Origin of the sequence: Dickeya zeae NCPPB 2538, from assembly GCF_000406165.1 — a bacterium.
In the GTDB taxonomy this organism is placed as follows: domain Bacteria; phylum Pseudomonadota; class Gammaproteobacteria; order Enterobacterales; family Enterobacteriaceae; genus Dickeya; species Dickeya zeae.
This window is the reverse complement of record NZ_CM001977.1, coordinates 3220910-3242176: the sequence shown is the minus strand read 5'-3', so window position 1 is coordinate 3242176 and position 21267 is coordinate 3220910. Positions and strand designations below refer to the sequence as shown.

At 55.9% G+C, this 21267-nt stretch carries 19 protein-coding genes and 3 pseudogenes; 5 read left to right on the top strand and 17 right to left on the bottom strand.

Annotation, left to right across the window (positions count from 1 at the left end; genetic code table 11):
• Nucleotides 1-2: 2 nt before the first annotated feature.
• Nucleotides 3-260, top strand: coding sequence for a zinc ribbon domain-containing protein (locus tag DZE2538_RS14195; protein ID WP_038916631.1), 258 nt, complete (start codon nucleotides 3-5; stop codon nucleotides 258-260).
• 21 nt (nucleotides 261-281) lie between these two features.
• Here the strand turns inward: DZE2538_RS14195 and DZE2538_RS14190 are convergent, their stop codons facing one another.
• The 3 genes from DZE2538_RS14190 to xseA form a co-directional block, all read right to left on the bottom strand.
• A complete protein-coding gene (locus DZE2538_RS14190; RefSeq protein WP_019845939.1) occupies nucleotides 282-647 on the bottom strand; it encodes a protealysin inhibitor emfourin in 366 nt (121 codons plus the stop codon).
• The gene (locus tag DZE2538_RS14185) at nucleotides 628-1677 is read right to left on the bottom strand and encodes a M4 family metallopeptidase (RefSeq protein WP_019845940.1); all 1050 of its coding nucleotides are present in this window, start codon (nucleotides 1675-1677) and stop codon (nucleotides 628-630) included. Before DZE2538_RS14185 ends, DZE2538_RS14190 begins: the two co-directional genes overlap by 20 nt.
• An 86-nt stretch (nucleotides 1678-1763) precedes the next feature.
• Complete coding sequence (xseA, locus tag DZE2538_RS14180) at nucleotides 1764-3152, bottom strand: exodeoxyribonuclease VII large subunit (protein WP_038917196.1); 1389 nt, start codon at nucleotides 3150-3152, stop codon at nucleotides 1764-1766.
• A gap of 172 nt (nucleotides 3153-3324) precedes the next feature.
• On the opposite strand from xseA, the gene guaB reads away from it, so the two are divergent.
• A complete protein-coding gene (guaB, locus tag DZE2538_RS14175) occupies nucleotides 3325-4788 on the top strand; it encodes an IMP dehydrogenase (protein ID WP_023640462.1) in 1464 nt (487 codons plus the stop codon).
• Between the two features lie 86 nt (nucleotides 4789-4874).
• Nucleotides 4875-6452, top strand: a complete 1578-nt coding sequence (gene guaA, locus DZE2538_RS14170; protein ID WP_038916630.1) for a glutamine-hydrolyzing GMP synthase — start codon at nucleotides 4875-4877, stop codon at nucleotides 6450-6452.
• 580 nt (nucleotides 6453-7032) lie between these two features.
• Here the strand turns inward: guaA and DZE2538_RS14165 are convergent.
• Nucleotides 7033-7680: a TetR/AcrR family transcriptional regulator gene (locus tag DZE2538_RS14165; protein ID WP_038916629.1), complete on the bottom strand. Its 648-nt coding sequence runs from the start codon at nucleotides 7678-7680 to the stop codon at nucleotides 7033-7035.
• Nucleotides 7681-7806: 126 nt separating this feature from the next.
• Between DZE2538_RS14165 and DZE2538_RS14160 the strand changes: the two genes are divergently transcribed.
• Both DZE2538_RS14160 and DZE2538_RS14155 read left to right on the top strand, forming a co-directional pair.
• Complete coding sequence (locus tag DZE2538_RS14160; protein ID WP_038916628.1) at nucleotides 7807-8700, top strand: NAD(P)/FAD-dependent oxidoreductase; 894 nt, start codon at nucleotides 7807-7809, stop codon at nucleotides 8698-8700.
• A 98-nt stretch (nucleotides 8701-8798) separates the two neighbouring features.
• Entirely contained in the window at nucleotides 8799-9176 is a 378-nt protein-coding gene (locus DZE2538_RS14155) for an antibiotic biosynthesis monooxygenase family protein (protein WP_038916627.1), read from the top strand.
• Nucleotides 9177-9451: 275 nt separating this feature from the next.
• On the opposite strand, the gene DZE2538_RS14150 is transcribed toward DZE2538_RS14155, so the two are convergent.
• The 13 genes and pseudogenes from DZE2538_RS14150 to DZE2538_RS14100 all read right to left on the bottom strand — a co-directional run bounded on the left by DZE2538_RS14150 (nucleotide 9452) and on the right by DZE2538_RS14100 (nucleotide 21123).
• Complete coding sequence (locus DZE2538_RS14150; protein ID WP_038916626.1) at nucleotides 9452-9838, bottom strand: acyl-CoA thioesterase; 387 nt, start codon at nucleotides 9836-9838, stop codon at nucleotides 9452-9454.
• Nucleotides 9839-9966: 128 nt separating this feature from the next.
• Nucleotides 9967-10347, bottom strand: a pseudogene (locus DZE2538_RS14145) (hypothetical protein); the annotation flags it as partial.
• A 102-nt stretch (nucleotides 10348-10449) separates the two neighbouring features.
• On the bottom strand, nucleotides 10450-10863 hold the full coding sequence (locus DZE2538_RS14140) for a hypothetical protein (protein WP_236616970.1): 414 nt from the start codon (nucleotides 10861-10863) through the stop codon (nucleotides 10450-10452).
• Between the two features lie 125 nt (nucleotides 10864-10988).
• On the bottom strand, nucleotides 10989-11234 hold the full coding sequence (locus tag DZE2538_RS21295; RefSeq protein WP_169409507.1) for a hypothetical protein: 246 nt from the start codon (nucleotides 11232-11234) through the stop codon (nucleotides 10989-10991).
• Nucleotides 11235-11353: 119 nt separating this feature from the next.
• Nucleotides 11354-11605: pseudogene (locus DZE2538_RS21495) on the bottom strand (RHS repeat-associated core domain-containing protein); the annotation flags it as partial.
• Nucleotides 11606-11775: 170 nt separating this feature from the next.
• Nucleotides 11776-12150, bottom strand: coding sequence for a hypothetical protein (locus DZE2538_RS14135; RefSeq protein WP_038916623.1), 375 nt, complete (start codon nucleotides 12148-12150; stop codon nucleotides 11776-11778).
• Between the two features lie 2 nt (nucleotides 12151-12152).
• Entirely contained in the window at nucleotides 12153-12467 is a 315-nt protein-coding gene (locus DZE2538_RS21075; RefSeq protein ID WP_050568699.1) for a hypothetical protein, read from the bottom strand.
• 36 nt (nucleotides 12468-12503) lie between these two features.
• A pseudogene (locus DZE2538_RS14125) lies at nucleotides 12504-13293 on the bottom strand (RHS repeat-associated core domain-containing protein); the annotation flags it as partial.
• 104 nt (nucleotides 13294-13397) lie between these two features.
• A complete protein-coding gene (locus DZE2538_RS14120) occupies nucleotides 13398-13877 on the bottom strand; it encodes a hypothetical protein (protein WP_038916621.1) in 480 nt (159 codons plus the stop codon).
• The gene (locus DZE2538_RS14115) at nucleotides 13870-18207 is read right to left on the bottom strand and encodes an RHS repeat-associated core domain-containing protein (protein WP_236616969.1); all 4338 of its coding nucleotides are present in this window, start codon (nucleotides 18205-18207) and stop codon (nucleotides 13870-13872) included. Before DZE2538_RS14115 ends, DZE2538_RS14120 begins: the two co-directional genes overlap by 8 nt.
• Before the next feature lie 11 nt (nucleotides 18208-18218).
• Nucleotides 18219-18626: a DUF1795 domain-containing protein gene (locus DZE2538_RS14110; protein WP_033577390.1), complete on the bottom strand. Its 408-nt coding sequence runs from the start codon at nucleotides 18624-18626 to the stop codon at nucleotides 18219-18221.
• Nucleotides 18627-18639: 13 nt separating this feature from the next.
• Entirely contained in the window at nucleotides 18640-20493 is a 1854-nt protein-coding gene (locus DZE2538_RS14105; RefSeq protein WP_038916620.1) for a type VI secretion system Vgr family protein, read from the bottom strand.
• Nucleotides 20494-20604: 111 nt separating this feature from the next.
• A complete protein-coding gene (locus tag DZE2538_RS14100; RefSeq protein ID WP_012768188.1) occupies nucleotides 20605-21123 on the bottom strand; it encodes an Hcp family type VI secretion system effector in 519 nt (172 codons plus the stop codon).
• Nucleotides 21124-21267 lie beyond the last annotated feature (144 nt).

Below are 21267 nucleotides of genomic sequence, written 5' to 3'. Positions count from 1 at the left end.
CGATGGATACTTATTGTCCCGAATGTCAGCAAGCGATGGTATGGCGTGCCAGCGATCGGCAGCATGACGTTCAACATAGCCGCAACGACCAGTATTATTGCGAGGCGTGCCAGCGTGATTTTCTTCGTCTGACGCTATGCCCGGAATGTGAACAGCCATTGCAGGTGTTACGAGCCTGTGGCGCAGAAAACTATCTGTGTGCCAACGGCCACGGCTTGATTTCGCGCTCTCGCGTGGTGGTACGTTACCAGCCGCTGTAGTTCTGTGTAGTTCTGTAGCAGTCAGGGGGCTTCGTCATCCAGCCCATTACGCCACAGGGCTTCCAACTCGGACGAGGCATGCCGTTCGGGGATCAGCAATACCCAGTCAGCCTGGTGGCTATCCTGTGTATTGCAGTAGTGAATATGGATTCGGTAGTAGAACTGATCACCACGGCCAGGGGAACCAGGCTGACCTGGTTCCTGTGCTGCAGGCAGGGCGTCATGCAGCACGGCACGGATTTTTTCTTTTTGTGTGGCGGGTACTTCTGCCAGCGTAAAGCGTCGCGGGCCAGCCAGTTTCGGAATCCAGGCAAAACCGCCTTCGCGTGCCAGTTCAATAATCACATCGTCCGTTAAATCCGGCAGGTTATTCCTGTTCGTGCTCATTGATGATTCCCGTATCAATCCCAACCTGATGCCAGGCTCGCAGCACGGCATCAGCAACCGCTTCATTGAAGCGCCGCTTCGCGTGCTCTACGGTAAATCTGGCAAAGATGGAGAAATCGGCATTTTGCGGCAGCTCTTTGTCGCACACAGTGTCATACCAGATTTGACCGGCTTTTTCCCAGGAATAACCTCCTAGTGCCATCGCTGCGAGGTAGAAGGCACGGCTGGGGATCCCCGAATTCAGGTGCACGCCGCCGTTATCTTCACGGGTGTTGACGAAATCACGCATATGGGCGGGTTGTGGGTCGGTACCTAGCAGCAGGTCGTCATAGGCGGTGCCGGGGCGGGACAGCGAGCGTAGCCCTTTTCCGTCAATACCTTCGGCCAGCAACCCTTCGCCAATAATCCAGTCCGCCTGCTGTACTTTCTGGTTGCGGTAGTATTGTTTGACCATCGAGCCAAACACGTCGGCGAGCGATTCGTTGAGTGCACCGGACTGGCGGAAGTACAGTAAATTGCATTCGCTTTCTACCACGCCGTGCGACAGTTCATGTGCGATAACATCCAGTGCGATGGTGAACCGATTAAAAATTTTACCGTCACCGTCGCCAAATACCATCTGTTGCCCGTTCCAGAAGGCATTTTGGTAATCCTTACCGTAGTGAACGCTGCCAGTCAGTGATAACCCTTTGTTATCCAGTGAATTGCGACCAAAGATTTTCCAGAAAAAGTCGTAAGTGATACCCAGATAATTGTAGGCTTCATCAGCCGCGACATCACCGTTTCCTGATTGACCCTCGGCCCTAATCCGCTTGCCCGGTAATACCTGCTGGTGCTCGGCATCGTAGATGTCGCGCTGTACCTGACCCGCGGGGCGCTCCTCATGCTCATCAGGATGGACGACCGGAGCCACCATCAGGGATTGCACGTGCATCAGAGTGTGTTGCGCACAACGACGTTCTTCATCTGATCCATTATTAATGATGCGATGCAGAATGTAGGGCGGAATGATGCTACGGGCGGATTGCATACTTCATCTCCTTATGCCTGACAGTATGGTGCAACATATGATTAACACTGATCTACCACAATTACGACACGATAAGTATAGCCTAATCACTGAATATTTTTTGGCTGACGTTTTGCACGTGGTTTAGTAGATTCTTTTTTGATTTCAGTTACCTGACTCTCAACCCAGCCATCCTGTAACCGGGTTTTTAGTTTATCGCCCTTGGTGACCTGAACCGTTTGCTTCATGACCTTGCCATCTGAAGTGGTCGTGACACTGTAGCCACGGGCCAGTGTCGCCAGCGGGCTGACGGCTTCGAGATGGGAGCAGGCTTCGCCAAATTGTTGTTTATACTGGCTAAGTTGCTTTTCTAACGCATGGTGCATGCGGTAGCGTAGCTGCTGTATCTGTTGCTGGGCGCGATGTAACCGTGACTGCGGCTGGTGTTGCTGCAAACGCTGGGCGAGACGTTCCTGACGGCGCGTTTGTTGGCGCAGTTGCAATTGAATTGCGTCATCCAGACGTTGGCGTAGCCGAATCAGTTGGGTTTGCTGGCGGGCCAGACGGAGTTGTGGATGCTGCTGATGTAACCGATGTTGTAATCGGACGAATTGTTGCTGGCGCTGTGCCAGATAATAATCCATCGCCATTTCCAGTCGTTGGCGCTGGGCACGAATTTGTCGCAGCAGCTCCAACTGATTACGGCTAACCAGTTCAGCGGCTGCTGAAGGCGTTGGCGCTCGCAGGTCCGCCACAAAGTCAGCGATGGTCACATCGGTTTCGTGGCCGACTGCGCTGACAATCGGGATACGGCTGGCGAAAATGGCCCGAGCCACCCGCTCGTCGTTGAAACTCCACAAATCTTCCAGTGAGCCGCCGCCGCGGCCGACGATCAGCACATCACACTCTTCGCGCAGGTTAGCCAGCTCAATAGCCCGCACAATCTGACCCGGTGCATCCACACCTTGTACCGCCGTCGGGTAGATAACGACCGGTAGCGACGGGTCACGGCGCTGCAGAATGTGCAAAATGTCATGCAATGCTGCACCGCTGGCAGAGGTAATCACGCCAACCTGACGGGCGGGTTTGGGAAGTGGTTGTTTGTAGTGTTGGTCAAATAGCCCTTCAGCCGACAAACGCTGTTTTAGCTGCTCGAACTGTTGTTGCAGTAACCCATCGCCAGCCGGGTGCATGCTTTCCGCCAGCAACTGGTAGTCGCCACGCGGTTCATAGAGCGTGATGGTGGCGTGAATCAGCACCTGTTGTCCGTTTTGCGGCCGAAAGGTCACCCGACGATTGCTGGTGCGGAACATGGCGCATCGCACCTGCGCGCGCTCATCTTTGAGCGTGAAATACCAATGCCCCGAGGAAGGCTGGGAAAAATTGGAAATTTCTCCGGACAGCCAAACCTGGCCCATCTCACCTTCCAGCAACTGTTTTACTGTCTGATTAAGGCGACTGACGGTAAATATGGCGGATGACGGCAATGAAGACATTGTGACCCGGATCAAATAATAAAACAGAGAGTTAATCAATCAATACTACCGGTCAATGGGCCGTTCGCAAGCGTTTTTATAAAAAAATGCTGGAGGCAATCGATTTCGGCCTGTATAATGCCGCGGCAATATTTTATCTAATTCCCATCCTCAATCCCGGTGAGATATTGCCATGCTACGAATCGCTAAAGAAGCACTGACCTTCGATGATGTTCTCCTCGTTCCTGCCCATTCCACCGTTCTGCCCAACACGGCTGATCTGAGCACACAACTGACTCAACGTATCCGTTTAAACATTCCTATGCTGTCTGCCGCCATGGACACCGTGACCGAATCTGGTCTGGCGATTGCGCTGGCACAAGAAGGCGGCATTGGTTTCATCCATAAGAACATGCCCATTGAGCGCCAGGCGGAAGAAGTGAGCCGCGTAAAACGCCATGAAAGCGGCGTGGTGGTTGACCCGCAGACAGTAACGCCAGAAACGACACTGCGTGAAGTGAAAGCGCTCACCGAACGTAACGGTTTTGCCGGTTATCCGGTGGTCACGACCGGTAATGAGCTGGTCGGCATCATCACTGGTCGTGACGTTCGCTTCGTTACCGATTTGGACCGTCCGGTTAGCGCGGTCATGACCCCGAAAGAACGTCTGGTGACGGTCAAAGAAGGCGAAGCGCGCGACGTCGTGCTGCAAAAAATGCACGAGCGCCGTATCGAAAAAGCGCTGGTGGTGGATGCGCAGTTCCGTCTGGTTGGGATGATCACAGTAAAAGATTTCCAGAAAGCAGAACGTAAACCGAACGCGTGTAAAGATGAGCACGGCCGTCTGCGCGTTGGTGCAGCAGTCGGTGCCGGTGCGGGTAACGAAGAGCGTATTGACGCGTTGGTTGCCGCTGGCGTGGACGTCTTGCTGATTGACTCCTCCCACGGCCACTCTGAAGGCGTGTTGCAGCGTATTCGTGAAACCCGTGCCAAATACCCGGATTTGCAGATCATCGGTGGTAACGTCGCGACGGGTGCCGGTGCGCGTGCGCTGGCCGAAGCCGGTGTCAGTGCCGTGAAAGTCGGGATTGGCCCTGGTTCTATTTGTACTACCCGTATCGTAACCGGTGTCGGTGTACCGCAGATTACGGCGATTGCTGACGCGGTCGACGCACTGGAAGGCACCGGAATTCCGGTGATTGCCGACGGTGGTATCCGCTTCTCTGGCGATATCGCCAAAGCGATCGCCGCGGGTGCCGCCTGCGTGATGGTCGGTTCCATGCTGGCGGGCACGGAAGAATCGCCGGGTGAAATCGAACTGTATCAGGGCCGTGCGTTCAAATCTTACCGTGGCATGGGCTCGCTGGGTGCGATGTCTAAAGGTTCGTCCGACCGTTACTTCCAGTCTGACAATGCGGCTGACAAGCTGGTACCGGAAGGTATCGAAGGTCGAGTGGCTTATAAAGGCCGCCTGAAAGAGATCGTGCATCAGCAGATGGGTGGTTTGCGCTCCTGCATGGGCTTGACCGGTTGTGCGACCATTGATGCGCTGCGTACTAAAGCTGAATTCGTGCGTATCAGCGGTGCTGGTATTCAGGAAAGCCATGTCCACGATGTGACTATTACCAAAGAGTCGCCGAACTATCGTATGGGCTAAGCGCTTACCGGCTGATTTACTGTTACGAACCCGGTAAACTTACCGGGTTCAATTTTTCTTTCGCTCCGTAGTGGAATACGCCTCTCATGACAGAAAACATTCATCAACATCGCATTCTTATTCTGGATTTCGGCTCGCAATACACGCAACTGGTGGCACGTCGCGTACGTGAACTGGGCGTATACTGCGAACTGTGGGCATGGGATGTCACCGAAGCGCAAATTCGCGAGTTCAACCCGAATGGCATCATCCTTTCCGGCGGCCCGGAAAGTACCACCGAGTTTAATAGCCCGCGTGCGCCGGAGTATGTTTTCCAGGCCGGTGTACCGGTACTGGGTGTCTGTTATGGTATGCAGACCATGGCGATGCAACTGGGCGGCAAAGTGGAAGGCTCCAGTGAGCGTGAGTTTGGCTATGCTCAGGTTGAAGTCAAATCCAACAGTGCGCTGGTCCGCGATATTCAGGATGCCGTCAGCGCCAGCGGTGCTCCGCTGTTAGACGTATGGATGAGCCACGGCGACAAAGTCACCGCTATCCCGGCTGACTTCGTCACTGTTGCCAGCACCGATACCTGCCCGTATGCCATCATGGCGAACGAAGAAAAACGCTTTTACGGCGTGCAGTTCCATCCGGAAGTGACCCACACCCGTCAAGGTCAGCGCATGCTGGAGCGGTTTGTCCGTGATATTTGCCAGTGTGAAGCGCTGTGGACACCGGCCAAAATCATCGACGACGCCGTTGAGCGTATTCGTCAGCAGGTTGGTGGAGACAAGGTGATTCTTGGCCTGTCCGGTGGAGTCGACTCGTCGGTAACGGCATTGCTGTTGCATCGTGCGATTGGTGAACGCCTGACCTGTGTGTTTGTGGACAACGGTCTGTTGCGTCTGAATGAAGCCGAGCAGGTGATGGAGATGTTTGGTGACCAGTTCGGCCTGAACATCGTACATGTTCAGGCGGAAAACCGTTTCCTGTCGGCGCTGGCGGGCATTGATGACCCGGAAGCCAAGCGTAAAACCATCGGCCGCGTCTTCGTTGAGGTATTTGATGAAGAAGCAGGTAAGCTGACCGATGTGAAATGGCTGGCGCAAGGCACGATTTATCCGGATGTGATCGAATCCGCTGCTTCCGCTACTGGCAAAGCGCACGTTATCAAGTCGCACCATAACGTCGGCGGTTTGCCGGATGATATGGCGCTGGGTCTGGTTGAGCCGCTCAAAGAGCTGTTCAAAGATGAGGTGCGCAAGATTGGTCTGGAATTGGGCCTGCCGTATAACATGCTGTACCGTCATCCGTTCCCGGGGCCGGGCCTTGGCGTGCGTGTGCTGGGTGAAGTGAAGAAAGAGTATTGCGACCTGTTGCGTCGTGCTGATGCCATCTTTATCGAAGAACTGCACAAAGCGGAATTGTACGACAAAGTCAGCCAGGCGTTCACGGTGTTCCTGCCGGTACGCTCCGTTGGTGTTATGGGTGACGGTCGTAAATACGACTGGGTTGTTTCGCTGCGCGCAGTCGAAACTATCGACTTCATGACCGCACACTGGGCGCACCTGCCGTATGAATTCCTCGGCCGCGTTTCCAACCGTATTATCAACGAAGTCGACGGTATCTCCCGCGTGGTATACGACGTTTCTGGTAAGCCGCCAGCAACGATTGAGTGGGAATAAGGTTAATTAATAACTATTTGATTTTATATCAGAAAATAAAAACGGATAGTAATGCTTACTACATGATCAATGGCGTTTTTAATAGCGTACATTGTATGTAAGAGCGCTACATCGATACCATGTTCCGGCTAAGGAATGCCGGCATGGTATCGAACACGCTCAGTCGCCGCAGATGTCAGCCGTCACGGTTTGTCCGTCTCCACTATGGTGTTGATATGAGTAAGCAACTCATCACCATCTGCTTCACCGCAGTTACCCGCAAGTACGCATGGCATTGTCTACGTCCGACTGGAACCCCCGTACCATTGTGTGAAGTCCCCTGCCGGCGGGTGAAAAGAGGCAACCCCTAACTGAAGGTTCAAGACCCAACAACTGATTGCCACGTCAACAGCATCACATTCTCTCTGTCCATGAGTACCCTTGACTGGGCCTGATTATCGACGCCCGTTACACACTGTGGACTCACCAATGCGACCGAGTTTGCTCATGTCCAGATTCTCTTTACGCTTGGAGTTTACGCCTTTCATGCAATAGCAGTGCGTTAGCCTCACATCAATTGGAGACGCGTCTGCTACTTATCTTATCCGCTCGTGTGATCGTGGCCACCGTGCGCAGCGATGAACATCTCGACGGCCGAGCGGCAGTAGGATTCGATTTCGTTGTCGTCCTCTGCTCTCGCCTCATCGAAGCGAGCGATTGTCAGGAGGTCGGATCCTTTGATAAGCGCGCCAAATAAGCGGGCAGATCGGAGAGGATCAGGCACGTTCAGCACTGCCTTCGCGTGCAACTGACGCAACAGGGCCTCGATCTGGGCAATCACATAGGCAGCACCGGCTTCGTAATGGAGCTTGCTTAACGACTTTTGATTCGTCTTGTCGGCCATGATCATGGCTTCGACACTGCGGACTTCCGGGCTCAACAGCGTGCGAAGCAGGGATGATCCCACCGCGATGAGCTGATCTTCTGCCGAACCGCCGACGCTTTCAATAAGGGCCTGGGGGGAAAACTGATGACAGTGAGCCGCGATGGCCGCGCTGAACAGCGCCTCCTTGTTCTCGAAGTGCCGATAGATACTTAGCTTGGATATCTTCGCCCGCTGGGCGACCTTGTCCATGGTTGTCGCTTGAAAACCCAGTTCCACAAAGAGTTCGCTCGCGGCGTCGACTATCGTTTGGCCGAGCGCCTCATTGGCGGGGCGACCGCGTCGTCCCTGCTTTTTTTCGATCATGCTAATTCCAGTACTTGACAGTATCTTAATTACATAATTATGATACCGCATAGTATCTAAATTATGCAAGCCAATGAGTAGGTTTCAACCTGCTCTTCAATCATCAACAACACGGAACCCATTACCATGAATGACGTTATTATCATTGGTGGCAGCTTTGCCGGCCTCGCCGCCGCCCTGCAACTCGGCCGTGCCCGCCGCAAGGTCATCGTTCTCGATACCGGCCTGCCGCGCAATCGCTTCGCGGATCGCTCGCATGGCGTGCTCGGCCATGACCACAAGCTGCCGCAGGACATTCTGACCGACGCTCGGCAACAACTGGCGCGCTATCCCACGATCAAACTGGTGAGTGCCCGGGCCGAGAGCGTCTCCGGTGCTATCGACGATTTCTCTGTCCTCACCAGTGATGGCGAAAGCCTCAGGGCGCGCCGCCTGATACTGAGCTATGGCGTTGCCGACCAGATTCCCGCTGTTCCGGGCTTTGCCGAAGGCTGGGGTTCGAACATCGTGCCCTGTCCTTATTGCGACGGCTTTGAAGTCGCCGACCGTCATTGGGGCCTCGTCTGGTCCGGCACAATGTCGCACAACTACGTCAGGCTGTACCACGACTGGACCGACACGCTGACGGTCTTTGCCGATGGTCATGACATCCCAGCCGATATCCGGGCGGATCTGGCGCACCGCGGCATTCCCGTCATCGATGGGCGGATCACCGAAGTTGACCATGATGCTAGCCATAACGCCACCATCAGGCTCGATGTCGCCCCCTCTGTTGCAGTCGACATTTTGTTCGCGCATCCACGTAACAAGCCGTCTGCACGTCTGCATGAATCGCTGGGCCTCGCCACGGTCGATACGCCCCAGGGCATTGCTCTCAAGGTCGACGAACGCCGCGAAACCAGTATGCCCGGCATCTATGCTGCCGGCGACCTTGCCAACCCCGCCATGCATTCGGTCACTACGGCAGTATGGCAAGGTGCCATGGCGGGTATCTCCGCCCAGCAGTCGATGCTGGTTTGAGAGCACAAATTACCTTCTCCAGTTGCCGTAGGCTGCAAAAGCCTGCTAACCGCATTGATCACCCCAGTTTCGATTTCACAATAGATGGGAGTACGACCATGGAAGTTTTAAAGAAATTCAAGCCGCTAGACGATGAATTCCCGCTTGAGCGCCAACTGGGTATCCCGGCCGCGCCAATCGTACTCATCAACATATTCACGGTTGGTTCTGCCGACGAAGCGGGCTTTCTGGATGCCTTTACGACGGCAGCCGGAATCCTGACGAAGCAGCCCGGCTATATCTCCACCCAACTGCACCGAGCGATCGGCGATAGCCCGATCTTTCTGAACTATGTGGAGTGGGAGTCTACCGAGACGCTCCGCGATGCCTTCGCCCGTCCCGAGTTCATAGCGAAGGTTTCGGACTATCCGCCATCCGTTTCGGCCATGCCACACCTGTTTCAGAAGGTCGCCGTCCCCGGCTTTTGCACGGCCTGACTCCAGGCTTGTGCCGCATATCCTTTCGCTGCATGAAACGCAACCTCTATTCCGGCTTCTTTGAGGCCGTGTCGATTAGGCGCGTCGCAGGTAACTGACCATCCACACTTCAGTCTCGGTCCTGGCGAACGGTCGGTGATGATCAAGGGGGCGGCGTGGATCGTCATGGCGAGCAATCCGGCAAGTTGACAAGGATTAACCGGGGAGGACACCCCGGTTCGGCTGTTTGTACCTCTATGTGCCTGTTCCGGCGGCATGGAGGTACTATGCGACTTTTACAGCGCTAGCGCATTGGTGATGGCTTCAGGCATGGACGGGCGACCATTACTCAGGCAGGTTGCCACAAATGTGGCTTCTGCATATGTGGTGCCATCAACCTTAATGTGTTGAACGAAGTTGACGCGGTTACGCTTCTCATTTTTTTCTAACTGGCAGGTAACCTCTAGCCGATCGCCTTTTTGCAGGCTTTTACGAAAGCGCAGGGAATACTCAAGTACCATATAGATTTTCCCTTGTTTAAATTCCTCTTCAATATCAATACCCAACGATTCTTTCATGAACGCGTGGCGCGTCCATTCCATATAGAATGGGTAATAGAGGCCATCGACGACGCCCTGGAAATCGATATGGCTATCTTCAACGTCATAGTATTTTGAAAACATGTCTCGTCTCATCCTGATCTGATGGTTACTTTGGTCGTCCCGTTGATATACCCCACTTCTGCCGTAGAAGAAATGAGAATGTGTATCGAATGACAAAAGCAGGGATGTGATTGGGACAGTGCTGTGCGCTGCCAGCGCAGGGTGCCGTTCGGTGCGAACAGTGCCTGCGGGGTACCGTTCTGGCTGCTGGTGACAAAATCCGTTTCCCAGTCGCCGCCGGTGTGCTGGCGCTGCTGTACCACCAGTTCCCAGCCGTTGTAGACCCAGTGACGACGTTGTATCAGCTGGCCGTGGCGGTAGTGGCGGATTTCCGCTATCTGGTCGCTGTCCCACAGGTAGCGAATTTCTTCGGCTTTCTGGTCGCAGCGCTTGCCCACCTGGCGGCCAAACGGGTCGTAACGGTACAGCCAGCGCTCGCCGTTCGGGGTATCCACCACCCGCAGCTGGTTGCGGCTACCTCTACTATATTTCCACGTCTATGGGTGGTAGCCCGGCTGTCGAGTCTGTTTACAGGTCAAAGGTAGAAGATTTATTAAGTAATCTCGACTGATTTAAAAAACAACCTCTTCTTTTCCGTGAATATTATATCCAAGTAACTAATCAGAATGAAATTAAAAGCGCCACGAAAGGGCAGACGCACTCACATCGTCATTCAGATATGCAGTCAAGTATTCAATGAAATTCTTATATTTCGACTCTCCATTCACGTCATAAACCCAAAATTCAGGTTCAGACTCATCATCAAGCCATAGCAGAAAAATAGCTTCATTTCCTATATCACTACCGGCAAACAAGGAAAGACGGCTTTCTCTAAATAGTCCATAAGCACTGTTAGACCAATCATCTCTTAAGCATTCAGCTTGAAATTTAATTAAGTCAATAAATTCATCCTGAATAGGATTGCTCCACAAATCCTCCATATCACTAATGCTTAGCCAATGACCATGAGTAGCGTTTCCCCATCTTCCGTAGAGTTTGAACCGCGCTTCCAGCATTGGACTGGCATCTCTGTAAACACCTTTCATTAGAGTCGGTATCTTACCTTGATAAACTAGCTCAGGAGAATTGGGTTGAATAAAAAAATCACCGTCAAATTTTTTTTCTTTTCAATTACAGAATTCATTTGTTCTTTCATAAGAAATCCCGAAACTTAAATGAGAATTACTTTAGAGTATGTGGTTCCAACAGGAACCGCTTGAGTAGCGCCGCCGATATAGCTATTCACTCTAGACAGAAGCGGAATTATTGGTCCTTCAGTTTCCCCTCCCCATCCAACATCAGGGGTATGACCTGGAGCAGTACCTTTTGGATATAATTCAGGTGTCTTTTTCTTAGCTGCGTTAGCTGCATTATTAGCAGAAGCGCGCATTTCTGGACTTACGGCTTGTCTTGTCATTGAGCCACCATTAGCCTGAATTTGAGCGTTCCAATCTGCAACATGCTTCTGTAATGCCAAATCTCTGCTGAACCAGGAGAAAATTTGTTTTTAATGCTTAGAATCCCATCTTTATCGACACTTGCACAACCAGCTAATCCAAACGGATCAACCCATCCAACCGGATTATGCACATATGCATAATTCTGCTCACCACCTAAGATGCTCAATGGGTCTGGCGAGACATAACACCCACCGGTCGGGTCGTAGTACCGAAAGCGGTTATAGCACAGCCCGCTTTCGCTGTCACGGAGCTGCCCGGCGAAGGCCAGACCGGGGTCCGGACTTTCCGATTTTTCTGCCTGACGCTGGCCCCACAGGGTGGCTTTCGGTGTCGGAGCGAGAAACCAGCAGGTTGAACAGAGAAAAGGCTGATGCCAGAAGGCGGTGGTTTTTATTTGGTTAAAGATAGATAGCTAATAATAGTAAATAACCGTAATTGAACAGGAGATAAAATAAAGCCGGAAGGAACAGAGGGATCTTTCCGGCCAGAGTAATGCTCTCATTTACACAAATAAAATGTGCCGTCATTTACCTGTATTACGTAACGAGGCTCAGTCTTAAACTTAGGTGCTATCACTAAATCCCTTAAATCATCACGCGCTATGGATTTTTCTAGAAATTCGATTAACGGTTTCCTGGAAGTTGCAAAAAAAAGCCCCTTCAGAAATGGGGTCTTCCCTTTGTAAGCAACTATATTGTGTACAATGAAATAAAATTCATCGCTGAGAACCCCTTCTATTTCTTTAACACTATCGAGATGGAAAATTGCACCGTCCATTGTCAACTTTCTCATTTTAAAAAATAGTTCATTTTTATCCATGAGGTTATAGGGGGTTTTCTCTAAAAGATCATTAAAAGAGTAATCATTTTTCATAATCAATTTGGGATGTCATAGAAAATATGACCATCGGTTCCGTTATTATACCATTTGATATGGGGGCTATCGCCTAAACCACCTTCGGGAGCCATATGTTGTTCATACCCTTTCGGGTATTTTGCGACACCATCAGCGCGGCCACTTTGAGTATGTGCTTTATAGCGGTTCATATTTCCTTGCGTCTCTTTTAAGAAAGCTTTTGCATCGCTGCTTGTTCTAACTTTGACTTGGAATTTCTCACCATTAGAGGTAGCAAGCTTGGCATCTTTTACTGCCTGATTCCATTCTTTTGAACCTTTAATCAGTGGTTTCATTTCAGACGCTTTTACACTTAATTTTCCCTTATAAGCACTACACCCAGCAAGGCCCAGCGGATCAACCCAGCTATTGGGGTTCTGGACGTAAGCGTAGTTATTATCCCCGCCCGCTATCCCTATCGGGTCTGGCGAGACATAACACCCACCGGCCGGGTCGTAGTACCGAAAGCGGTTATAGCACAGCCCGCTTTCGCTGTCACGGAGCTGCCCGGCGAAGGCCAGGCCGGGGTCCGGACTTTCCGATTTTTCTGCCTGACGCTGGCCCCACAGGGTGGCTTTCGGGGCCTTGCCAGCGCAGGGTGCCGTCCGGTGTGAACAGCGCCTGTGGGGTGCCGTTCTGGCTGCTGGTCACAAAATCCGTTTCCCAGTCGCCGCTGGTGTGCTGGCGCTGCTGTACCACCAGCTCCCAGCCGTTGTAGACCCAGTGACGACGTTGTATCAGCTGACCGTGGCGGTAGTGGCGGATTTCCGCTATCTGGTCGCCGTCCCACAGGTAACGGGTCTCTTCGGCTTTCTGGTCGCAGCGTTTGCCCACCCGGCGGCCGAACGGGTCGTAACGGTACAGCCAGCGTTCGCCGGTCGGGGTATCCACCACCCGCAGCTGGTTGCGACTGTCCCAGCGGTACTGCCACACCTGCGGGCGGTAGCCCGGCTGCACCACCTGTTTACGGATAAGCCATCCGGCCCTGTCGTACTGGTAATGGGTGTCATCGTGCTGAACCAGTCGGCCAGACTGCCACTCGGTAAGCCGCCCCGCCTCCTGCGGCAGACCGGTGCGGGTGTAGTGGAAGCGGGCGAGGGTGTCCACCGGTTTGCCTGCGCCGCATCAGGTCAGGTAGGGATGGGAAACGGACGGTAAATCACCGCCACTGAGCGGCAGATAATAATAAGCCGTAAGGATCGTTGGGATCGCTTCCGGGTTATTGTTTAAATAACTACATATCTTTCTTTTGCAAAACCTACAGGCCAATGACCTGAGTAATAAATCTCAGTAATCCTTTCCCATCTGTTACCAAGGGAAAAATATCTCTCTGTAATAAGTTGCCTAAACGCAAAGCAAATTGCATTTCTCGCTGCAACACTAAAATCATGAGGAGAAGAGATAAAATTAGCTTTATTAAGCTCTCTTGTCGCAGAGATCACGTATTTATTTATCTCTTTACGTAATTCAATAAGCTCTTTGGGGTTGGCTTGTTTCTTATAAAATGGATCATCTTGAGTGGGTGAAGTCGGAAGCCATTCGGTTTTTTTATAGAACCCTTTAAAATCAGTATCTGATGGCTCAATGAATACTTTTCTTACATTTTCAATGAGTATAACATCCCCTTCATGGAGGTTGTTAACCCCCATGAGAGAGAAAAAGCTAGCAGCTTCTATTTTTTTTATCTCTTCAGTTATATCAACCATATGGCAGCCTTAAATCGGTTATCGTTCCAGGGGGTAAAGCTTTGCGTCCTTGTTGAATCGTTGTGCGAAGCGTTCCTCCGGCAGCATGAGGGCCGGGTATTCCGGGAAGTGAATGGTTCGGCAATGTTCCATTTGTTGGCATTAAATTCCACCATTTATTTGCACCACCACTCTCCAGAGGAATTATATGATGTGGTGTAGCTCCTTTTGGCCACGTCATCCCCATATTGGCCTCCCATTGTTTCATTAGGTAATCTTGAGTTTTTACAAACTCTTTTCTAGCCATTTGGTTTTGGAAAGCGCTACGCCTCTGGATGACTGGGAGATTGTTTCGCAGTATTTGTGCTTGTTTTGATGTAATACCACCACCCGGTGAAGCAACTTTATTTGCATCTTTTATTATATCGTCAAGTACAGAGCACCCCGCCAACCCCAGCGGGTCGATCCAGGTAATCGGATTCGGCGCGTAAGCGTAGTTATTATCCCCGCCCGCTATCCCTATCGGGTCTGGCGAGACATAACACCCACCGGCCGGGTCGTAGTACCGAAAGCGGTTATAGCACAGCCCGCTTTCGCTGTCACGGAGCTGCCCGGCGAAGGCCAGACCGGGGTCCGGACTTTCCGATTTTTCTGCCTGCCGCTGGCCCCACAGCGTGGCTGTCGGGGCCTGCCAGCGCAGGGTGCCGTCCGGTGTGAACAGCGCCTGCGGGGTACCGTTCTGGCTGCTGGTCACAAAATCCGTTTCCCAGTCGCCGCCGGTGTGCTGGCGCTGCTGTACCACCAGCTCCCAGCCGTTGTAGACCCAGTGACGACGTTGTATCAGCTGACCGTGGCGGTAGTGGCGGATTTCCGCTATCTGGTCGCCGTCCCACTGGTAGCGGGTCTCTTCGGCTTTCTGGTCGCAGCGTTTGCCCACCCGGCGGCCGAACGGGTCGTAACGATACAGCCAGCGTTCACCGGTCGGGGTATCCACCACCCGCAGCTGGTTGCGGCTGTCCCAGCGGTACTGCCATACCTGCGGGCGGTAGCCCGGCTGCACCACCTGTTTACGGATGAGCCGTCCGGCCCTGTCGTACTGGTAATGGGTGTCATCGTGCTGCACCAGTCGGCCAGACTGCCACTCGGTAAGCCGCCCCGCCTCCTGCGGCAGACCGGTGCGGGTATAGTGATAGCGGGCGAGGGTGTCTACCGGTTTGCCCGCGCCACCGCTCAGCACTGCCTGCACCCGGCCGGTGGCGTCCAGCCGATAACCTTCGGCGTCGCGGTTATGCCGCACCCCGGTCAGGTTACCGGCACCGTCGTAGCGGTATTCCCGCGTCTGGGCTGCCAGCAGGTGGCCGTCGTGCTGTGCGCCGCTCATCTCCCGCGTCAGCCAGCCCATCACGTCGTATTCCCGCTGCTGGACAAAGCCGCCGCCGGTGCGGAGCGACTCCCGGCCCGCCGCGTCCTGGGTCAGGGTCAGCTCGGCACCGTCCGGCAACTGCACCTGTCGCAGCTCGCCGGTGCGGGTGTAATGGAACAGACTGGTGAGTGGCGCGAGGGTGCCGGTGGTGTCTCCGGCGTCGCCGTCCCAGGTCAGGGTGCGGGTGACGGTGCGGGCCGCGTCATCGTACTGGCGGGTGAGCAGCGTGCCGTTATGCCATTCACGCACCACCCGGTCGCGCAGGTCGTAGTCCAGTTGCACATGGGCGGTGGCTGACGAGACCTCGGTCAGGCGACCCACCGCATCGTACCGGTAGTGCAGGGTGTCGTCCGGCGCGGTTTCACGCAACAGCAGCCCGCGGGCGTCGTACAGGAAGTGGCGGGTGTCGCCTTCGCCGTTGCGCACGCGGATGCACAGGCCGTCCTCGTCGTAATCGTAGTGGGTCTCGGTGCCGGTCATGTCGCGCTCACGGATGACCCGCCCGTCGGCGTCCAGCCACCACTGCCAGCGGCTGCCGTCCGGGGCAATAACCGTTGTCAGCTGCTGGCTCTCTTTATCGTACGCGTAGTGCCAGGTGCGCCCTTCGGCGTCGGTGCGCGCGGTCAGCAGGTCGAACGGGCCGAAGGTCTGACGCCACAGCGCGCCGTTGCCGTCCACGTAGCTCAGCAGGTTGTTGTGGCGGTCGTACTGGCGCTGCTCTTCCTTGTCATCCGGGCGTATCAGCTGCTCCGGCAGCGTCCAGCTGGCCCGGCGGTAGCCGAGCCGGAAACGGGCACCGTCCGCCCGTTGCCACTGCACCACCCGGTCCTGCATGTCGTAACGCAACTGCCGGGTACGGCTCTCGGCGTCAGTGGCGCTCAGCAGCCGCTGGCGGTGGTCGTACTGCAACCGCGCCTGCACCTCACCGGCGGCGTCACTGACCTGGGTCAGCAGGCCGTAGCGGTTCCAGGTGAATCGTACCTCGCTGGCATCCGGCCCGGTGAGCCGCTCCGGGTTACCCTCGGCGTCATACACCCAGCCCCACTCGCGGCCCAGCGGGTCGGTGACGCCGCACAGCCGCAGCGCGTCGTCGTAGTCGTACTGCCACTGGTGGCCGCTGGCGTCGGTAAAGGTGCTGACCCGCCCGGTATCGTCGAGATAACCGAATTCGACCACCCGCCCGGCGGGCGAGATTTCCCGCAGCAGGTTGCCGACATCGTCGTAGTCGTAGCGGGTGATGTGGCCGAGCGGGGATTGTTGCCAGCTCATCAGGTGCAGGTCGTTAAAACCGAATTCGCTGCGCTGGCCGAGGCCATCGGTCATCACCACCCGGTCGGGCAGGTAGTCGAAGCGGGCGGTCAGAAAACCGTCGGCGCAGGTGGTGTAGACGCAGCGCCCCTGTGCGTCGTACTCGTAGCGTGCCCAGGTCTGGTCGTTATCGTGCCAGCGGGTCAGTCGGTGGGCCGCGTCGTACTCATAATAGAGGTGATAGGCGTGGGTGGCGTCCGCTTCCACCAGTCGGCCCTGTTCGTCCTGGCGGTATTCGGCCAGCAGCGTCTTCTGGCCACCATCGATGCGTTGTATCTGGTGCAGGTACTCACCCTGCCATACCAGCAGCAGGGTGACGCCGTCGCTGTGGCGCAGCTGGCGCAGGTAGCCTTTCGGGTCGCGTACCAGCTCGATGCGGTTGTCGTGGCTATCGTGAAGGGCCGACAACAACCGGCGCTCGCCCTGTACCACACTAAAGTCGCGCCAGGTCTGCTGGTCGCGGTGCCACAGGCTGAAGCCGTCACCCCGGCGGTGCAGGGTAAATTCCGGGTAGTGCGGGCAGTACACTGCCTGCACGTCCTGATGGAAGGTAAAATCGATGTCGTAGCCCTGTGCCAGCGTGATGACCACGTGGGTGTTGAGGCCGTCGTGCGTTACCGTCGCCACCTCGCTCCAGCTGTCGTGCCAGCCGCGGCCCAGCAGTCCGGTGTGGGGGGAAGCGGAGCGATAGGTCCGCTCGAACACCAACGGCAACGTCTGACCCAGTTCGATATCGGTACGGGATTCAATCACCTCGCCGCTGGCGATATAAACCGGATCTTTCAGGAACGCCTTTACTGCTGCCTTGGCTCGCGTCAGCCCACTGCTGGCTTTGAAAGCCTTACTGGCACAAGATGATTTATCCGCGAGGCGACCGGCAATCCACTTTGCCCCGGCTCTGGAGCCGCGTAGTACTGCCTTGGGACCACGGATAAACAGCTTTCCCAGCCCCCTGAACATGCCCCGGCTGGGCGGCACCAGAAACTCCACCGCAATCAGCAACGCTTTTTCCCACCAACTGAACTCGTCGGCAATCTCCAGATAGGTGCCCTGCCCGGAGCCGAAAAAGACCGTCGAGGCCCCTTCCTTGATAGTGGCGCCACACACGGTTTTATCGTCGATACGGGCGGCCGGTGCGTCGTTCACGAACACTGACTCGCTGCCCTGGGCAATCAGTTGCGGACTGTTGTGCTTGGTGCAGGCGACGGTGTCTTTCGTGGCGCGGGCCACCGGCTGTTTTTCGACAAACACGTTACCCGAGCCGGACGCCACCGGCCCGAAGGCCGGTGATGCACTGTCTACCATCGCCGACACTTTATTGGTGACGGCGGAAATCAGGTCACCGGCAGCAAACACCGCCAGTGCCCCGACGGCCGCCACCGCCAGTCCGCCGGTGACGCCGACCAGAAATACCGCCGCTGCCGCGACAGCCGCCGCCACCAGCGCCCCGGCCACGGCACCGGCCAGCGCACCGAGGAAACTCTTGTGTTTGATGGTCTTGCCCGGCGAGGTTGGCGGTTTACCCTGACAGGGTTGCGGCCGGTCGGCGGGCGGGTTGGGACGGTTTCCGGCATGCATGGCCCCCACCCGGGCCACCCGGCTCAGAATATCGTTGAGCATCGTGACTCCCTTCAGGACGCGGCTTTGAACGTCTCGATGACCGCCAGCAGCGCGGTTTTCTGTTCATCCTGCAGTTCACCGGCGGCGGTAACGGTAAAGGTCAGCAACAGCTCGCCGCGCACCTGCATCACCACCACCTGGTGCATGGGGCCTTCCGGCGAGCGCCAGCTGTACTCCAGTCCGCGGGCGGGTTGACCATCCAGCGTCAGTTCCCAGGCGGCGCGCTCCTGATAGCCCTTCAGGTGGGCGGAAAATTGTGACAGCGTCTGTTCATAGACGGTGTCCGGCGACAGGCCGAATTCAATCGGTGTGCGGTTGACCACCAGATTGGCGGTATCGCCCGGCAGCACAAACACGTGCAGCGACTCGTCGCGCCAGCCCGCCGGAATAGCCAGGGTGCCTTCGTTCATCTGATACATGCGTGCTGCTCCCTCAGTTCAAATCGATACGGGTGCCGTTCAGCACCAGTCCTTTGCCGGTAATGGAAATGTTGCCGTCCTTGTCGATGGCGATGAAGCCACCCGCGGTGGCAATCAGGATGTCGCCGCTCTGGGACTGGATGGCGATATTGTTTTTCACCTGCAGCGACTCGTTGTCGTCGACGGTGGTGTGGCGGTTTTGGGTGACGGCGACGGTCTGCTCGCCCTGAATCTCGGTGACCTGATTTTCCTTCACCGACACCGTCTGGTTGTGCTGCACCACCACCGTCTGGTCGCCGCCCACGTTTTCGGTATGACTGGCGTTGACCGCCGTGCTGCGGTTATTCAGCACCACGGTGTTCATGTCCTTCTGGGCGTGGATAAACACCTCTTCCTGCCCGGCCTGGTCTTCAAAGCGCAGTTCGTTGAACCCGGCCCCTTTATGGGTACTGGTGCGCAGCGAGGTGCGGGTCTTGCTGGCTGGCAGCGGATACGGCGACGGGTTGGTGGCGTGGAAGGTGCGCCCGGTGACGATGGGCTGGTCCGGGTCCCCCTCCAGAAAGCTCACCACCACCTCATGACCGATGCGCGGAATGGCAATCAGCCCGTACTGACCACCGGCCCAGCCCTGGCTGACCCGCACCCAGCAGGAGCTCTGGTCGTCGCTGGCACCGTAGCGGTCCCACGGGAACTGCAGCTTCACCCGGCCAAACTCGTCGCAGTAAATCTCTTCCCCCGCCGGGCCGACCACGGTGGCAATCTGCGGGCCGTCCACCATCGGCTTGTACGGCATGGCCGCCCGCCAGGTGGTGGTGGCTTTCACCACCTCGAAGCTGTTGCTGATGGTGGTCGGCTCGCCGCCGCTTTCCTCTTCCAGCGCCTGCGGCTGCTGGCCGCTGTGGGTCACCGCCACCACCTGCCAGGCCAGGTTAAACGCCGGGTTCGGGTGCTCGGTCAGGGTAAAGGTGCCACCCGGCCTCAGTTCGGCGGCATTGGATTCGCCCGCCCCGGTCATGGCCCCGGCACGCAACGCGTCCAGCCGGTAGCCGGTAAACGCCTTGCCGCTCGGGTCCTGCTTGAAGCGGCCGGGGTAGTCAAAGTGCTGGTAGGACTCGCGCTGATGGTCCAGCTCGCTGCTCATCCTGTTGTGCAGCAGCCCGTAAGCCGGCGTTTTGAAGCTGTAATCCTTCAGTGCCACTTCGGCGGTACTGACCGCTTCGGCGTAGCGGAAACGACGCACATACGCCCCTTCGCTCAGCCCCTGCGCGGCGAGATTGAAGAACAGTTCCGGGCCTTTGGTCAGCGCACCGGCGTCATCGGCGAACACCACCCGGTGCTTACCGGCTTCAAACTCGTGGAAGTAGAACAGCCCTTCTTCTGCCGCCAGCCGGTTGATGAACGCCAGGTCGCTTTCGCGGTACTGCACGCAGTACTCGCGCACCGCATGCTCGTGGCGCAGCGCGAAGGCGTAATCGGTAATTCCGGCTTCTTCCAGCAGGGTACTGATAATGGCGTCCGGCTTCTGGGTCTGGAAGATGCGGGCGTTGGTGCGCAGACCGAGCCGCCACAGCGCCGGGCGCACCTCGGCCTGATAGCGGGTGCGGCGAAAACCGGTGTCGCCCTGGGCAAAGCGGCTGACGATACCGCTGACCCGGCGCTGCAGTTCGCCGTCGTACCACACCAGCAGCTCGCATGGCTGGTCCAGCACCGCGCCGAAGTCGATGCCGGGCTGGCTGCTGGCCAGATTGAGCGACAGCGCAAACGGCTGGTTCAGCGCCTCGCTCAGTTCAAAATCCACCACCGCGAAGGTGGTGTCCGGCAACGCGCCGACCTTCACGGTAAACTGCAATCCGGTACTGTTGGCCACCTGACGTCCTCCTTATTCCCTGTCTGCGTCCGCCCTCAGCGATGACCCCTTTCATCGCTCAGGGCAGGCTGAAAACGACAACACCCGGACCGGAGTCCGGGTTGATGGCCATTACGCTTCGATCGGCGCGCGCCAGTCGTCAGAGCCGGAGGTCCCGGCCACGGTGTGCTCCCAGTCCACCTTGCGGTAGGCCAGCGACACTTCGATCAGCTGGGTGTAGTCCTGCTTGGACGGGTCCTGACAGTGCGGCATCTGGTTGTTGATGTCGACGATGGTGGCGTCGGTGAGGGTGGTGGTGAAGAAATGCTCCTGCTTGCCTTCGACAGAGGTGCGGTACCACTTCAGGGTCACGGTCGGCAGCATTTCACCGGAGGCCAGCGCGTTATACAGCAGCGGGACGGCTTTGTTCAGCGCGACGGTAAACTTGAACGGTTTGTGCACGCGCTGACCGGCAGGCTGGCCGGACTGCGGGTCGGTCGGTACGGTGACGATGTGTTTGAATTCCTGCACCAGCATCTCGTCTTCGTGGCCCTGCACGTAGATGTTGCCGACGGAGTCGGAGGTGAAGGCACCGGCGGTGATATTGCCCTGCGTTTTACCTTCGATGCTGATATAGCATGGAGTTGGCATAGTCTTGCTCCTTGTTGTTGAACGGTTAGTGTGACTTCACCGTTTACAAAGCAATGACCATGCCAGTTTTTATTGTATTGTTTTTAAAGGGAAAAATAATATCGCCATTTTCCCTAAGTCAAACTTGAGCAAAAAGTTGCGCAG